Here is a 16316-nt window from a genome sequence, read left to right on the forward strand (position 1 = left end):
ATTTTCAGTTCTATTCTTGTTTAAAAGCGATGTCTTTCGAAATGAATTCTGCATCTTTATGAATATCATTCCAACTTTGTTTAGCAGCTTTTAAATCATCAGGTATTAAAGAGAATTTATGTTCTTGCATAGAGTCGATATTATCAAGTAAATCTGTATAGTTGGCCCCCATTGTATTCCATTGTTTTTGAATATTTGTTAGAGACAGTATCGCTTGATCCACTGTCTGATACAGATATGCCAAAGTGTCTTTCGCGTTAGTAATCGAAATAACTGCTTGGCTAGCGAGATCAGCTTTCGTACTTAATTCTCCGATTTTTTTAGAAATTTCGTTATAAGAGTTCATATGATTAGACGCCGTGACACCAGCTGCTGTTCCTAAACCAATACCAGCTGCACCAAGAGCCGAAAGGCCACCAATAACAGCCGGTGTTGCTGTACCGCCAGTCACAACAATTACTACCGCTCCTCCAATAGCTGCAATAACTAAAATAGCTGCTCCCAATCCACCGCCAATTGACCATGCTAATACATCATCAAAATGTTTTTTCTGAGTAGAACGGAGTTGCTCAATTTCAGCTTGAAGTTGTGGAATTGTTGCCTGCTGACCTGCTAATATTGCCGTTAATCCACCTTTACCATCTGGGCCACCAACATTATTTTTAAAATCTGTAGAATTTTGATATAGTTTCCCTTTGAAGTCTTGTAACATCTTAATTACATCTGTAACTTCTTTTGAATTTGTATTAATTGTAGTGATTAAATCATTTATGCCCTCTTTTAGGCCTGCCTTATCTTTCTTTTGTACAGTATCTACTAATGTGTCGTAATAATTTTGAAATTGTTCATCGTAATTTACAATATTACGTGCTGTTTTTTGAATCTGCGGTTTTGCTGTATCTAGCCAATAATTCGCATTGATTCGAGACAGTTCCTGATTAAGGTGAATATTTTTGATTAATTCTCCCCCTTCTGAACCTAAATCAATATTGGATAAATTTACATTCGGTTGCTTAATCATTGTTTTTGCGTACAAATCCATTACAAGAATATGAGATCCTGTTTCAGCCAATGCTTTCTTCAGTCCTTCAGGCCCTAATACATAATTCCCTATTTTCTGTTCTTGTGCGGTCTGTTCTTGTGCAAATGCATGAATAGTGTTACCGGTAGTAGAAGTTATAACCGTTGCCAGTGTGGCTAAAGTTAACACTTTAAATGGAAATTTATTCATATCTATTTTCCTCCCTATTTTTTGATAGATTCTTATAATCTTCACGTTTTTATAAATTCTTAATATTAAAATTTATAAACCTGTTCTTCAAGATAACTTGTCATGTTTTTTAATCTTCTTAATGTATCTTTTTGAGACCCCTGGTTAGTAGTATCAACATTAGTAGATAAAGTTGTAATACTATTTTTTATTAGATTCAAATCTTCTTTATAGCGTTTCATTAGATCAAGTTCTACATCTACTTGATTTGCAAACGTATGCAAATCATTTTGCATAAGAAGAAGCATTGATTTTTGTAAATCTGCTATTGATAGTTTCGTTGTTAAATCATATAAATTTTGGTTTTGTTTCTCTAAATCATCTAAATGTGCTCGCTGTTCTGCTGTTAGTTTATTCATTTCAGCGAAGGCACCAAATGTTTTCTTAATTTTTTCAGTGTCAATGGCTTTCATCAGGTCATACTCTTGCGTTTTTGTGGCTGCAGCTGCAGCTATTTCACCTTGTTTGCTTTTCTCAATTGCTTCACGAGCTGCTTTTTTCGCTGATTCAATCTCTAAAGCAGTTTTACCCTTTTCCTTCGCTTCTTGCGCCGCTTTTGTCTCTGCTTCTAAAATAGAGTTATTAATTTCTTTTCCTTTGTTATACGCTGCCAACCCTGCTTGTGCAGCCGGTTCAATGATTTCTTTTGAAAGACTATAGACTTCTTTGAAAATAACAAATCCTTGTTCATTTAAAGCTCCTGGTACTAATGCTATTTGTTGTAAATCATTTTGAATTGCTTTTTTTGTATTTAGTAATTCATTTTTTAGCTGGTCTATTTTCCCTGTTCCATCTGAACTAAGTACATCCTGTGCTTTTGTCACATCAGTATCGAAATCTTTAAGTTTTTTATCAATCTGTAATTTAAGATCTGTTAATTCATTAATCTGACGTTGTACATTGTCTTGGTTCGTCATAGCCATTTCTTGAAGAACTTCAAGTCTATCTACAAAACCTTCTTTATCTTCTTTATTGTCTACAAATGCTTTTAATGTTGGATAATAGCTATTAAATTTAGTTACAAACCCTTTATTTTTTGAATTTAATAGAATTAAATGCGGATAAAGTTCTGATGACCATTCCTTCATATCTTGCTTGATTAGGAATTGATTTGTATTTAAAGCTGGGACTTCCTCAAGCTGTACATTAGAACTCATTAAAGCTTGATCAATATATGTTTGGATTAATTTAGATTGTGCACCTAATTTTCGTAAGGATGAGGAAATATCCGTATTCTCTTGTTGCGTTTCTGCCTGAACGATTGGCATTGCGAGAGTATTGATAGGAATAGTCGCCCCAGTTACTATTGATGTTATTAAAAAACCTTTAATTATTTTATTTTTCATTCCGTACACCTCTTCACTATTGTCTGTTTATAATCTTATACATACCTCTTGAACGACCTAACGCTAGGCTCTTTTCTTGCACATACTTGAGGAAGGAGAATTCTTTCGGATAGAGAGTGTTAAACCCTCGTTATTATTTACTTTTTATAGAATGTAAGGACCTTACTTCTCCCTCATTTAAATATTATGTTTTTTACAAGTAAACAATAAAAATTCATCACCTATATTTGAATTGGCTGTCAAATGAATAGTATAATATTGATTTTTCTCTGGAGTTGCTGCTTGACTTACAGGAGCCCAGATAGATAAACTCATTGTTCCTAAAGCTAAACCTGCCATAACCTTTTTGATAATAATTTCATAATATCTCTCCTAGTTTTGTCGGCAAGGCCCTACAAGATTACAAAAGATGAAATTATACTGTACATTGCTTATACTTTTATTACGGAATAAAATCATTTTTGCTATGTAGAAACTTAAAACACTTTTTTTCAAATGTGATACTTTTGAGATTCTAGACCCTTTCGAAAATGAACGAATATTATGATAATTATTATCGACATAATGTTACTTGCAACTTTAGTGCACATTTATTATTGCAATCTTTTCCCCCTCGAGTGGTCATACCAATTGCACCTTTATTAAAACATCAATTTTTTAATACGTAAATAGTAGAATTTTGTCGATTATATTCAATAATTCGACTATTGAGTATTAAAGTGAATGAAAATGTTATACTTATAAAATGATTTTTTAATATAATTCAAGTAATTATATCAGTTATAACTTGATATACTTAGTTAAAAAGGAGTTATTTTAACTATATAAAAAATAGATAATATAATTTGAACTTTGTTTAATATAATTTAATCACACTCTGCATATCGATCCCCTTTATTTAGATATGCATAATTACATATTTCTCCATGACAAAAAACAACAAATAAACAACAAATATCAACAAACAATAGACAAATAAACAACAAATAAAAGATGGATAAGCAACAAATAACAACATTTCTAAAAAACATGTCGTTATTTGTTATTTTTCGTTATAAGTTTCATAACTTAATATAAAGATTTAATAAAATGTGGTTTAATGTCAGCTCTAAAAAACAGTAAGATTGGTACAAAGTTGAATACATTAATGATTACAGCTAGTATCGTATGGGTTCTATTGCAAAGTTTTCTAACTAGGGTACACTCTAGAAAAAGGAAGGAATGAAGTATTCTTCTCGTAGTAAACGACTCAGAGGTATCAATGTATATATGACAAACACCCCTACAGATATTGTCCCGATGGGACAAGTACATGACTGGTATTCTTTGCGTTGGCACATCGAAATTTTATTTAAAACGTGGAAGTCATTCTTTCAAATCCATCATTGTAAAAAGATAAAACCAGAACGATTGGAGTGCCATTTATATGGTCAATTGATTGCCATTCTACTCTGTTCTTCTATCATGCTTCAAATGCGCCAATTGCTCCTCATGAAGAAAAAACGAGAGCTTAGTGAGTATAAAGCAATATATATGATTAAAGACTATTTTCTTCTTCTATTCCAAACTATTCAAAAAGACACCCAAGAGCTATCAAAGGTGTTACTTCGCCTGTTCAATCTCCTACAGCAAAACGGGCGGAAATCTCATCGATATGAAAAAAAAAACGGTCTTTGATATATTAGGTGTCGTTTACAATTGTACCATGTCTGATAATCAAGCCGCTTAATTCAAAAAAGTGAAACCCATTAGGGTTTATTTCGTATGCAAATTTTTAAATTACCTACACTTGCCCTTTAGAAAAAAGAAACAATCTCGCCTAAAATTGACTTTGCATAAGCTTAGCTTGATAGCGATGGGGTGCTACCCCACATCCATCAACTTAAGGATTTAGAGTATTTTTGAAGTTAAAAGCACGTTACTATTTTCTTATGTTAATGAGAACGACATCAATTATTTATTACCTAAAAATCAAAAAATCCCCTGTAAAAAACACCAGCGACTCAACCGTCCTGATGTTTTTTGACATTTTATTAAAGTAATTTTCCTAGATAATACGGCATTTGGCATCGCCACCAAGCCCAATCATGCGAAACATCCTCGCCCCACTCATCAAACCATGCTGGAATTTGTTTTTCTTCAAAGGCTTCTTTTAATGTAAAGTATGAAGGCAGCCCATCCTGTTCCCAATCACCCCGCCCGGTACAAATAATGATATCTGCTGAACGATATCGATCAATAAACCAGCCATCATTTTGATTCCATATGTAATCACTCGGTGAATTTTCGTATACAAGAGGATCATTTCCGTAATCCCCAAAAAAGAAACGTACATCGTAAACACCGCTAAGTGCAACGGTTGTTTGGAAGACATCCGGATGTCTCAAGAAAAAGTTCAACGCATGATATGCTCCCATACTACACCCCGTTGTCATCATTGAATCAAACCAACCTGTTTTATGTTTAATAAATGGAATAACTTCTGAAATCACATAACGGTCATATGCTTCATGAGCTAATGCACGGTCATGCGCCGGTTTTGAGTCGTGCAGCCAACTTTCGCTATCTATACTAGCCAATGTAAAAAACTGAACTTTTCCGGATTCAATAAAGTCATGACACACATCAATTATTCCAAAATCATAGTATTCAAAATGCGTCCCTCCAGATGAAGGAAAAACTAAGATTGGCATGCCGCTGTGTCCATATCTGTTCAACAGCATTTCACGTCCTAATTCGCCACTCCAATGGTTTAAATGTTCTATATGCATAGAAAAATCTCCTATCCCTATACGTTTACAATGCTGCAATTTTTTCGTTCATGTACAAAACTGATAATGTCATCGACTTCTTCCTGCGAATCTGCATTAATCGCATAAAATTGATTTCCTTGGAGTTCCGCAAACGCATCTGGCATGCGCTGTTCAAACTTCACACGGTCTCCAAATCGTTCATAAATAGCATTTGTATCATGTTTATACTTATACGCATCACGCTGTGTTACACCGACACAAAACTGGTTTTCGGCATCGGAATCCTTAAATTCTCCTCCTGTCACAAGAGAAGCATACTGAGCAAATAAATCAATGGAGTACGCGAAATTGTACATATCAATCGTGTAGCCGCCAGCCAAGCGGTTATTATATTCAAGTGCAACATAATCCCCATCTTCCAATTTAAAAAACTCAATATGGAAAAAGCGTTCTTTCATGCCAAAAGCTTTCACAATCGCCTTTCCATAAGTTTCGAGCTTTGGATCAATTTCTTTTTGAATCACATAAGCTAAATCCAACTGACCCTTAACGAGTTCCAGAGTTGGCACATTATATGTAAAGCTTGTTTGGAAAACAATGTTCCCTTTCTGATCCACTAAACCATCAAATGTACAAAGTACGCCTCCTTCGACATATGGTTCTAAGAAGTAAACTTGTGCCTCTCCCCATTCTTCTTCAAAATGACGTACAGCCGCTTCTGAACTTAATTTAAAGGTTGCAGCTGATCCAACTCCATTATCCGGTTTAGCGATAACTGGAAGTCCTAATTCATCAATGGCTTTAGATAACTCCTTTTTAGTTTTAACGATTCTTCCATCTACAACATGTACATCTGCCTTTTTAAACAGCTTCTTCATTTCAGATTTATATTTAACTTTTTTCAAGTCATTCGTTTTATTGCCGTACACGTTAAATTGCTCACGCAACTGCGCATCAAGTTCTAACCAGTATTCGTTATTGGATTCAATGCGCTCAATTGGACCATGTTTATAAAATAAAAATGCAACAGCACGTTTCACTTCATCTACATCTTCTAAATTATTCACACGATAATATTCTGTTAAAGCGTTTTGTAATTCGGAACCTAATTGGTCATATGGCTCTTCGCCAATTCCTAAAACATTGACACCTGCGTCTTTTAAACGATGAGCAAATGACTGAAAATTACCTGGATAATATGGTGATATCAAAATATAATTCATAAAAAAGCTCCTTTCTCAATGTCGTAAAATTCATTACTTTCACAACTGAAGTGCAATTACTTCATTTTAAAAACGATGTAATATTCCAAAAACATTTAAAAAAGTGATAGATTCCTCCCATGATCTAATTCAGTCAAATATAATTATTCAGTTCATTCAAGACCACTTCTCACTTAAGAAACGTAAACATTCTGGCAGGTGTTTTGCCCAAGCTTTTTCATCATGTTCTTCATCCGCAAAAATATTTAAACGCATGCTATCAATTGGAACAGAGCCTTTTATCAGTTGTTTATAATACTTAAGCGAGCAATCGATATATGCCTGCTTCATATTACCATACATCAATTGTTGATCGGCATCATCGCCTTCCTGAGTCCCAACTTGAATGTACACGCGTTGTTCAGGATCCAACTCTTCTCTAGCAATATAACTGTCAAAGGATTTACTTGTAATCCAATTGGCTAAAGAAAAAATGCCTAAACCACCAATTTGCTCTTTATATTCAATACCCATAAAAGCCGAAATATTTCCTCCAAGTGAACTGCCAATCATCGCTGTATGATATTTATCCGATTTAGTTCGGTAATGCTTATCGATAAACGGCTTCACTACTGTCATGACAAATTTAGCAAACTCCACGCCTCTTCCGCCTAGTTCATTATCTTCAGGAAGTAGGCTTTCAGTAATTTTCCAAGGCGTGTATTCATTAATTCGATCTTGTTCAGCGTTATCTATCCCAACAACAATCATCTGCGGTAAATCGGGGTTTAGAATAATCGCTGGAATAACTTTCCATGAATACCCGCTATAAGCTTCACTACTGTAGAAAACATTTTGTCCATCATGCATATAGACAACTGGATAATTTTTAGCCTCATTTTTATCATAATTTTTCGGCAATAAAATACGCACGCGACGTTTTTCATTTTTATAAGACATATGTAATTGATGTGTTTCTAGTTTTAAATAAAAATAGGATTGATTCATTTTATCTTCCTCGCTCCTTTGATATTACATTAAATATTGGAAATTTTACTTTAGAAAAATCCAACTGCTAAAGTTCTTCTAATGAATAAATGTTTGATAAATATAAATCCCACTGGGCAGATATATCTTCAATAACTTTATATATATTGCTGTTATAAAAATTATAATCATCCATATATTTCATATAATATTTATCACAACAATTACAAATTTGTTACTGCTATTTACTACACCCAGCAATAATTCAACTAAATTTCATTATTTAACTCTAAGTCAATCTCAATAAACTTTGATTCTGACCAACTACCTACATATTTGTTCTTGCACACCAGTTACCACCTCGGTCTGTTAAATGCAATTTGTAATTAATTCAACGTAAATAAATTAGATTCCTTCTTCAACAAACCTGCCCGTTAGTTTAAGTAAAAATCTTCACAACCCCCTCTATATTGATATAAAGGTTCTGGTGCAAAGATAAAATAAAAGAGAATATAGCGCATATATTTCTAGCAGAATTGTATTTTATGCTGTTAGTCCAAACAATTGATGGATGAATTTTTTCTGGTTTTGAACAGACTGATCTCATAAATCAATCTGTTCTTTTTTAATTATATGCATGGCTTCAACACCACTCAATATAGGGGTATAGCCGAGATACGTGTATATCTCGGCTGTACCCCATATAGAGATTGCTGTTTTAAGTGACTTTAATCCTAACATAGAACGAACCCGTCTTTTAATAAACCGGTGGTCTTGTTCCACAATGTTATTAAGATATTTTACCTGCCTTATTTGGATGCCTACGGGCATCTTTTTCTCTTTCTTCAACTCTTCAATTGCCATAGGATAGGCTGGGTTCTTGCCTACTGTGATAACACGGGGCTTTGAAACATGAAAAGACCGCAAAGCTTTCTTGAAAAAGCGCTTTGCAGCCTTATGATCTCTTGTTTTACTTAAATAAAAATCAATCGTATTTCCTTTTGAATCAACGGAACGATATAGGTACATCCATTGACCTTTGACTTTCACATACGTCTCATCGACTCGCCAAGAATCATTGGTTGGCTTAAGATGACACCTTAATCGCTCATCTAATTCAGGGCCATATTGATGAACCCAGCGCATGATGGTTGTATGAGCAATAAATAGCCCGCGTTCTTCCATCATTTCGACTAAATCACGAAAACTGAGATTGTACCTTAGGTACCATCTTACAGTTAATAAAATAATATCAGGTTGATAATGTTTCCACTTGAATAGATTTTGCTTTTTCATACTGATCACATCCTTTTTTAGAGTACTAGTATCAGTATGTCCAAGTTTGGGAGATTACTTCCAGATATTTTGAATTTTTTGCACCAGAACCGCCAACCGCTAGTATACCGACAAACGACAACAATAGATGAATAATTAGCTCCCAGCCTGATAGAATGATTTTCTTCGACACAGAACCACATCCTTCTTACTTAATTTTGCACTCTTAATAATAGATTTAATTTTCAGAATTGAAAACCCTTATATCGGTATAGGTAAACTTTCAACGGGGCATTGTCAAAAATATAGTTTAATTCAAAATCGAATTAAACTATATTTTTGTAAACACTAAACTTATAAACTTGGAGCTCTATTATAAAATTGGCTATAATCTAACATCATTTAGAGCATCGTTATTTTAAAGTCATGGATAGTTTTGTATGGGGAAGTCCGTGAAAAAACGGATGATCTTTAGCCTATTCTATTACCGTTGAGGAGTTTGAAAAGGCCGTAATGGAACTTCTTACAGGGCTACCGTCACATTGCTATCAAGCAAAAAAATAAAACTATCCACAATGAGATTTTGTGCTAACTTGTAATAAAAAAGCTTATTTTTCGTTTTGGGGTATTTGCTTTTCTTAGCTTGATAGCGATGGGGTGCTACCCCTAAAGGGAAAAATTAATACCTTTTTACAAATAACAGGAAATGATATTACACCTTGATGGAGTAAATCCCCCTTCACTTCCTCTATTTAATTCTTTGGTAAGGATATATTTTCCTGATGATAATCATAACCTATATCAGAATTTCATTTATTATCGGAAAATTCCAAAAGGGGTGAATGTGATGGGTTTCCCGCCTCAACAACAAAGTAAACCTGGCATTGAATCATTAATGATACCTAGACCTATATTTGATAACCCCAATTACAAACCAGCCGGTAAACTTATAAATAAGGTAGCGCTTATAACTGGTGGGGATAGTGGAATTGGGAGGGCTGTCGCTGTAGCCTTCGCGAAAGAGGGTGCAGACATAGCAATCTTATACCTAAATGAGCATAGTGATGCAAAAGAAACGGAGTTCTATGTTAAAAAGTATGGCCGTAGTTGCATTACCATTCCAGGTGATATTGGGTATGAGCAGCATTGCCAACAAGCAGTAATGCAGACAATTCACCAATTTGGTCGTATTGACATTTTGGTGAATAATGCCGGTGTACTATACATAAGGAACAGTCTACTTGATGTAGATTCTAACCAACGAACAAGTACCTTTCACACAAATGTTTTTTCTCAGTTTATTTTGACGAAAGCTGCTTTGCCATATATGAATTCAGGGAGCTCCATAATAAATACAACATCCCTTAGTGCCTATCATGGAGATCAAGATGCAATTGACTACGCGGCATCTAAAGGAGCCATTGTTTCCTTTACACGTTCGCTGTCATCGTCACTGGCACCGCAAGGGATCCGAGTTAATGGTGTGGGCCCCAGGACCAATTTGGACTCCATTAATTTCATCTTCCTTGCCTCCAGAATGGCTTGCCACATTTGGAGACCATGTTCCTATGAAGCGAGCCAGTCAACCGTTTGAAGTGGCACCTGCTTATGTATTCTTGGCATCCGAAGATGCATCTTACATATCAGGACAAATTCTGCACGTGAATGGTCGGAAAATTATAAACGGTTAACTATTTAACAAAAAATTACTTATAAATAAATTTGTATTATATTGGCTTAAGTATTATGGAATTAAAATTACAAAAAAAAAAAAAAACACTGTTTAACTACCCTGTAACCACTCATATAAGATTTAATTCACATCGATACCTATGGCATTGATGTGAATTTTCAAAGTGCTTACAAAGAAATCTAAGAGGTCGTTTTTTTAGATTCACAATCATTATTTTGAAGTTTATGTAAAAAAAAGAAAAAGAATCCATTTTTAAAATAGATTCTTTTTCTTTTTACTTCTTTAAATTAGTGTAATTTATATTCTCCTGTTAATTGTTCCTCGGCCATTCGAACTAAGCGTTTTGTAATTTCTCCACCGACAGAACCATTTGCACGCGATGATGTATCAGGTCCAAGTGTGACTCCTAATTCGCGAGCAATTTCATACTTCATTTGCTCAATAGCACTTGCAGCAACTGAAATATGAACTTCATTTGCATTATTTTCGTGTCTTTGAATATTCATCGTTGCACCTCCATTATATTTGTATATAACATTTGCTTGATTATGATATTTATACATGAGTTAACTATTTTCTTCTATTTTATTCATTGCAACATATCCGCAAAGGAAGTACCCACATTATTCTTCCGTTTCATATGCTTCTCTAAATAGATTTTTGTTGTTTGGATATTTTCATGCCCCAACGTTTGCATTAAATGATATAGATCCGCATTTCCTTGTTCAACGGCCATGATTGCAAAAGCATGACGGAATGTATGCGCCGTTACTGGATTCTCACGATACTGCAGAAACTCTAAATTTGTCTTTTTTATCATATCTGTTATCTGACTCGATAACGTTTTTGAATTATAAAAGTTCCCCCTTTGATTTACAAATAAAGGACCTTCATCTCCTTGATCCAATACAGTTTGGAACCCTCTTCTTCGTCTCATTTCACAAATGCACTGATACAAATGTTCCGAAATGAAAAGTTCACGTACTTTATCCCCTTTGCCCATTACTTTTAACCAGTGCTTTCCGTCATAGTGTAAATCTTTGACTCTTGTTGTACACAATTCTTGAATTCTTGCACCGGTACTTGCCAGGGCTAATAAAATTGTATAGTTTACTAAATGCCCTCTTTCTTTATAAAACCCTAGGATTTTCATAACTTCATCATACGATAGGTCCCGATTTGGTCGATCCTGTTCATTTACATTCGCACGCTGCAGTTCTTCATGAAGAGGTTTTTCAATATAAGCAAATACATGAAGGTGTTTTAAAAAAGAACGAATAAGTACTGTTTTCTTTGCAAGTGTTGCGACTGCATACGTGTCACTATTCCTACCGTTCTCTACTTGCTTCAACCAAGAATTATATTTACGAATATGCCATGGTTGCAATGTTTTCAGTAAAGAGGCATTTTGCTGTACCTCTTCCCCATTTAATTCGAACTCTTCTGCATGCTGCACCATGCACTGACAAAATGATAAGATTTCAGATACATAACTCTTTTTCGTAACATCTTTTCTATTCTTCTTCTCATCCATATCTTTTTGTAAATGTACGAAATGATAAATGACTTCCAGATCACTTAAATACGTATATTTACTCTTTCCCTCTTTTTCTGCAACCTCCATCTTCTCTTCTACCTTATCTACATAACTATTGTTATGCAGGAAAGGAACGATATCACTTATATTCTCTAAATATGTATCTATATATTCACTTTGATTATTTATAATAGGTAAGTTTTCACTTCCACTTTTATTATCCATATTTCAAATTCACCTCTCCTATTAAAGATTATGAATACAATTCTCTTTATTAACTATACTTATCATTTTATTTCACTTCTATCAATTATACAAATGATAACTCATATTCTTTCTATAAGAATGCTATATTCTTCTCCATTTACTTATACCTATATTTTTTTATAATTTATTAGTAAATATATATTATTTAATAGCAAATTAAATAACTTTTATATCAAATATATAATAAAATCCGCGATAATAATCAATTAAAATATAAAATAATTTATAAATATTCATTAACTATAAAAGTGTATATGATGTTTAATAAAATCTATTTATTATTTTAAATATAAATCAGATTCTGATATGATATATACATATCTAAAATATTAGCAAACAATAGTTATGGAGGTGTCCTTTCATGACACAAGATTTATTGTTTATTACAAAACCTACTGTAAAGACAAAAGAGGCAGCCGACTTATTAGGAGTAACTGTACAGACGATATTAAAGAAAGAAAAAGATGGATTAATAGAATGTGTATATAAGGATAACTGGAAGCAATTCGGTAGTAAGATTTTCTATTTAGAGGATATTGAACGCTTAAAAAATATAGAAGAGGTTAAAGGTCTTAGTACAAAAGAAGCAGCTGAAATTCTTAATGTAGCACCATCTACTGTCTTTACATATATCAAATCTGGAAAATTACCTGCTTCAAAGATAGAAAAGCGTGGAAAAGAAGTGTATGTCATTGATAAAGAAGACCTTGAATCTTTCCAGCTTAATTATGAAAAAACTACAACAAAAGAGCGAAAAACATTCATTACTAAGATTCAAGATGAAGATATATATTTGTATCAATTATTAACACATCAACATACCGGAAAAACAGCAAGAGTAATAGAGATCAATGGAGCAGACGGCAAGATTCTTACAGAGGACGAAGAAATTTTCCCTCTATCCACTTATAAGGAACATGATTATTCCTTTGAACCTTTCCAAAAACAAGCAGTGATTACGAAACGAGGGTATTTATCTTTCTTATTTAAAAAACCCCAACTATTTAATTCCATCACTTATAATCTAATAAACTTATTTTATAAAGAGCTTGGTGTCACAAATATGCGATTGAATATTTCATCAGATACTATCCGATTAGAAATTAAACCTTTCGTATTACAAGTAGAGCCATTGCAGTTTCAAGAAGAGATAAAATACTTACATTCTCATATGAAATCCGGCACGATACTTCCACATGTAGAGGGAATTTACTTTAAAAGTGATGTAGAACCATTAACTTTTCATGCAGATCATGAATTTAAGCAAAAAGTAGTTCAAATGGCCGCGGATGCTGGTATGGGGCAGGAAGAATTCTTATTGCAAGCTATAAAATCTTATATAAAAAATTCAGAAAAATATTAAATTTATTATCAATTAGAAGTAGCGTAGAAATTAAACCTTTCTACGCTACTTAAATTTTTCACCTTAAGAATTGTATAACACCCTAAAACAAAAAATTAAGCTTTTTCCTGGAGATGCCAATTTTCTTGTTTCGGGGTATTTGCTTTTCCTAGCTAGATTGTGATGTGGTGCTACCCAACAAGCTTGAATTGTAATTTGGGGCTAGTACAATGTTTGTGTATGTACCTACACCTGAAAGGTACTTGTATTTATGTTTGAAACCTGATGGAATAAAAACAGATGCAGGGCTCTCAATGGTTTGCACGTCTCCCTCGATTTCCACTTTACATATAAGCCCTGTACCATCTATGTTATTACCCCAAAACACAAAAGCACTATCACAATGATGTGCATGATAATCCACATGACCTTCCAAGTTTTCGTCCATATGCTGATTACAGAATATACGTTGTATTACATAGAATGAAGCACGCTCATCCGTTCTATAATCCATCTGCACCCATCGTTCTCCTGGCCCATCCCTATGATACAAAAGTTCAGATGCCCCTTTTACAAATGGTTTACTGACGCGTAAATTCTTTGAAAGGCGAGGGCCTTTTCGTTCTACCCGTTTTTGTTGTATCTTCCTCACTCTTCCTATCATTTCAGGTTGAATTCCTTCATATGCTAAAACATTATGATTCACAGCTTTTACGTGATAAGGTGCTGTATGTGTAAAAACATTTTTTCCAATAATAGGTCTCCAATGATCGACTTTACAACCTGTAGCCAATTGAAGAGATTGTGTTAATTCTGGAATCATTTTTAATTGAAAGTGTTGATTATATTTTTGTGATAACAGAACAGATAAATTTAGTAAATCAACAATCCCAGCCCGTTCACCAATCCCGCATAAAGTTGCATCAATGACAGAAGCCCCAGCATCAATAGCTGCAAGAGCATTCGCTAGTGCTAGTCCTAAATCATTATGTAGGTGTACTTCAATTTCACAGGGGAACGTTTCAACCGCTTTCTTGACTATGGTTGCACACTCATTAGGTTCCCAAATTCCCACCGTATCAGCTAAACTAATTCGATTTGCTCCCGCTTGATATGCGATTTTTCCAAGGTAAGAAATATCTTCCCAAGTAGTTCTGGAAGCATCTTCAATTGTGAATCGGATTTTCATGCCTAAGTAACGAGCTTCTTCAATCGCTTGTTTCACTTGATTCATCACATAATCTTTTGATCGATTTGTATACTTGGTTTGTAAAGAAATCGGATTAATAGATGCCCAAATCCCTACCCAATCAGCTCCTGCTCGATATGCAGCATGAACTTCTTCTTTTTTCGCTCGAGCATGCATTAAAATATCAGCTTGTTTTGCAGCAGCCGCAACTTCTCGGCAAACCGCTTCTTCTTCACGAGAAATTCCAGGATGTCCAACTTCAATTAACCGGATTCCAAAATCCTCAAGCATATGAACCAGCGTAATTTTATCTTTCTTTGAAAAACGAACACCACATTGTTGTTCCCCTTCTCGCAAAGTAGCATCTAAGATTGTTATATCTCTGTTCATCCCTTTTTTCCTTCTTTCATTTCTATAAAATTCAATACTTCTTTAAATAGAACATCATGATTTTTTTCATATACTGCCCAGTGTGTTGCATTAGGAATCACAACTTCCTTTTTTTGCTTAGTCCCAGTTAATTTCGATAGCATATCTCTATCGGCAAATAAATCATCTTCTCCATAAATAACCAGCACAGGAGCAGTAATCTGAGATGCATCATATAAAGGGCGGTTATTCCAAATAGAATATAAATCTTCTAGAGGCCCCATCGGTCGACGAATGATGCCATTATTTTTCTCGCTAATTGGATCTGAGTGAAGAAATACGTCTTTTACAGAATCCATAGCTTCATTTGTGACAATTTTTTTCTCGCCCATCATCATATGCCAGTGATGCATTCCTTTATCAAAGTCTACAGTTTGATAAGAGGGTGCATGAGGATTGAATTCCCCCTGCTGTAACCGATTGTCAAAGGGCTCTGTCATCATTGGAAGCGTAAACCCATGCATGTACCCATATAAAACAAGTGTATTAATATCATCAAAATGTGATATTGCATAATTTCCAGCTACCACTCCCCCATATGACCAGCCAACAAGATGAATTTTTTTTACATTCCTTTTACTTTTAATCCAATTCACAACCGTTTCTAAATCTTTTGTTGCATCATCTAAATGAACGACTGGTTTATTTAAGTTAGGCGCTTCTGACATTTCTTTTGGCCTTGAAGATTGCCCAAATCCTCTAAAATCCATTGCCCACGTATCATATCCTTTTTTTGCATACTCATCCATCCATGAATATTTTGATACATCAAAAGCTGCTGCAGTAGGAACACTAAATGGTTCTAAAAACAAAATGATTTCGTCTGATGTATATTGCTTTTTTGTATTTACACTTTTATGAAGTAAAAATAATGTTTCGTCTTCTAGTGGAATTTTATATTCTTCTTTTATTATTTTAGAAGTTTTTGTCCCCTTTGAAACTTCTTGATGATTTGAGCAGCTAGACAGTAAAAGAACGAAAAAAATACCCATTAAACTTATAGATTTCCAATTCTTTTTCATTTTT

At 34.1% G+C, this 16316-nt stretch carries 12 protein-coding genes and 2 pseudogenes; 3 read left to right on the forward strand and 11 right to left on the reverse strand.

What is annotated here, in order from left to right:
- Nucleotides 1–10 precede the first annotated feature (10 nt).
- The 3 genes from hblD to QCI75_RS28120 all read right to left on the reverse strand — a co-directional run bounded on the left by hblD (nt 11) and on the right by QCI75_RS28120 (nt 2955).
- Nucleotides 11–1231 (reverse strand): hemolytic enterotoxin HBL lytic component L1, encoded by a 1221-nt coding sequence (hblD, locus tag QCI75_RS28110; RefSeq protein ID WP_353761811.1) that lies wholly within the window; start codon nt 1229–1231, stop codon nt 11–13.
- Between the two features lie 65 nt (nt 1232–1296).
- Nucleotides 1297–2616 (reverse strand): hemolysin BL lytic component L2, encoded by a 1320-nt coding sequence (gene hblC, locus QCI75_RS28115; protein WP_353761813.1) that lies wholly within the window; start codon nt 2614–2616, stop codon nt 1297–1299.
- A 177-nt stretch (nt 2617–2793) separates the two neighbouring features.
- Nucleotides 2794–2955, reverse strand: a complete 162-nt coding sequence (locus QCI75_RS28120; RefSeq protein WP_353761978.1) for a hypothetical protein — start codon at nt 2953–2955, stop codon at nt 2794–2796.
- An 870-nt stretch (nt 2956–3825) separates the two neighbouring features.
- On the opposite strand from QCI75_RS28120, the pseudogene QCI75_RS28125 reads away from it, so the two are divergent.
- Nucleotides 3826–4345 (forward strand): annotated as a pseudogene (locus tag QCI75_RS28125) (transposase); the annotation flags it as partial.
- A 304-nt stretch (nt 4346–4649) separates the two neighbouring features.
- Here QCI75_RS28125 and QCI75_RS28130 read toward each other — a convergent pair.
- From QCI75_RS28130 to QCI75_RS28145, 4 genes are all read right to left on the reverse strand, one after another.
- Nucleotides 4650–5387 (reverse strand): esterase family protein, encoded by a 738-nt coding sequence (locus tag QCI75_RS28130; protein ID WP_002120809.1) that lies wholly within the window; start codon nt 5385–5387, stop codon nt 4650–4652.
- Nucleotides 5388–5404: 17 nt separating this feature from the next.
- Entirely contained in the window at nt 5405–6592 is a 1188-nt protein-coding gene (locus QCI75_RS28135) for an ATP-grasp domain-containing protein (protein WP_002120811.1), read from the reverse strand.
- A 156-nt stretch (nt 6593–6748) separates the two neighbouring features.
- Complete coding sequence (locus QCI75_RS28140) at nt 6749–7579, reverse strand: alpha/beta hydrolase (protein WP_353761815.1); 831 nt, start codon at nt 7577–7579, stop codon at nt 6749–6751.
- 582 nt (nt 7580–8161) lie between these two features.
- Nucleotides 8162–8854: an IS6 family transposase gene (locus QCI75_RS28145; RefSeq protein WP_353761816.1), complete on the reverse strand. Its 693-nt coding sequence runs from the start codon at nt 8852–8854 to the stop codon at nt 8162–8164.
- An 826-nt stretch (nt 8855–9680) separates the two neighbouring features.
- Here QCI75_RS28145 and QCI75_RS28150 point away from each other — a divergent pair.
- A pseudogene (locus tag QCI75_RS28150) lies at nt 9681–10524 on the forward strand (SDR family oxidoreductase).
- A 289-nt stretch (nt 10525–10813) separates the two neighbouring features.
- Here the strand turns inward: QCI75_RS28150 and QCI75_RS28155 are convergent.
- Together QCI75_RS28155 and QCI75_RS28160 are read right to left on the reverse strand one after the other, a co-directional pair.
- Nucleotides 10814–11032: an alpha/beta-type small acid-soluble spore protein gene (locus QCI75_RS28155; protein WP_353761817.1), complete on the reverse strand. Its 219-nt coding sequence runs from the start codon at nt 11030–11032 to the stop codon at nt 10814–10816.
- Between the two features lie 83 nt (nt 11033–11115).
- Complete coding sequence (locus QCI75_RS28160; protein ID WP_353761818.1) at nt 11116–12288, reverse strand: tyrosine-type recombinase/integrase; 1173 nt, start codon at nt 12286–12288, stop codon at nt 11116–11118.
- A gap of 403 nt (nt 12289–12691) precedes the next feature.
- Between QCI75_RS28160 and QCI75_RS28165 the strand changes: the two genes are divergently transcribed.
- Nucleotides 12692–13693: a helix-turn-helix domain-containing protein gene (locus QCI75_RS28165; RefSeq protein WP_353761819.1), complete on the forward strand. Its 1002-nt coding sequence runs from the start codon at nt 12692–12694 to the stop codon at nt 13691–13693.
- Between the two features lie 148 nt (nt 13694–13841).
- On the opposite strand, the gene QCI75_RS28170 is transcribed toward QCI75_RS28165, so the two are convergent.
- On the reverse strand, nt 13842–15251 hold the full coding sequence (locus tag QCI75_RS28170) for a homocitrate synthase/isopropylmalate synthase family protein (RefSeq protein WP_353761821.1): 1410 nt from the start codon (nt 15249–15251) through the stop codon (nt 13842–13844).
- The gene (locus QCI75_RS28175; RefSeq protein ID WP_353761822.1) at nt 15248–16312 is read right to left on the reverse strand and encodes an alpha/beta hydrolase; all 1065 of its coding nucleotides are present in this window, start codon (nt 16310–16312) and stop codon (nt 15248–15250) included. Before QCI75_RS28175 ends, QCI75_RS28170 begins: the two co-directional genes overlap by 4 nt.
- Nucleotides 16313–16316: the final 4 nt, after the last annotated feature.

This window comes from Bacillus cereus group sp. RP43, from assembly GCF_040459645.1.
Classification (GTDB): Bacteria; Bacillota; Bacilli; order Bacillales; family Bacillaceae_G; genus Bacillus_A; species Bacillus_A mycoides_C.

Bases quoted from the DNA above. Each gene is read 5' to 3' on its own strand.
- QCI75_RS28140 (WP_353761815.1), bottom strand. From the start codon at position 7,579: ATGAATCAATCCTATTTTTATTTAAAACTAGAAACACATCAATTACAT.
- hblC (WP_353761813.1), bottom strand. From the start codon at position 2,616: ATGAAAAATAAAATAATTAAAGGTTTTTTAATAACATCAATAGTAACT.
- QCI75_RS28130 (WP_002120809.1), bottom strand. From the start codon at position 5,387: ATGCATATAGAACATTTAAACCATTGGAGTGGCGAATTAGGACGTGAA.
- QCI75_RS28145 (WP_353761816.1), bottom strand. From the start codon at position 8,854: ATGAAAAAGCAAAATCTATTCAAGTGGAAACATTATCAACCTGATATT.
- QCI75_RS28170 (WP_353761821.1), bottom strand. From the start codon at position 15,251: ATGAACAGAGATATAACAATCTTAGATGCTACTTTGCGAGAAGGGGAA.
- QCI75_RS28165 (WP_353761819.1), top strand. From the start codon at position 12,692: ATGACACAAGATTTATTGTTTATTACAAAACCTACTGTAAAGACAAAA.
- QCI75_RS28120 (WP_353761978.1), bottom strand. From the start codon at position 2,955: ATGGCAGGTTTAGCTTTAGGAACAATGAGTTTATCTATCTGGGCTCCT.
- QCI75_RS28135 (WP_002120811.1), bottom strand. From the start codon at position 6,592: ATGAATTATATTTTGATATCACCATATTATCCAGGTAATTTTCAGTCA.
- hblD (WP_353761811.1), bottom strand. From the start codon at position 1,231: ATGAATAAATTTCCATTTAAAGTGTTAACTTTAGCCACACTGGCAACG.
- QCI75_RS28175 (WP_353761822.1), bottom strand. From the start codon at position 16,312: ATGAAAAAGAATTGGAAATCTATAAGTTTAATGGGTATTTTTTTCGTT.
- QCI75_RS28155 (WP_353761817.1), bottom strand. From the start codon at position 11,032: ATGAATATTCAAAGACACGAAAATAATGCAAATGAAGTTCATATTTCA.
- QCI75_RS28160 (WP_353761818.1), bottom strand. From the start codon at position 12,288: ATGGATAATAAAAGTGGAAGTGAAAACTTACCTATTATAAATAATCAA.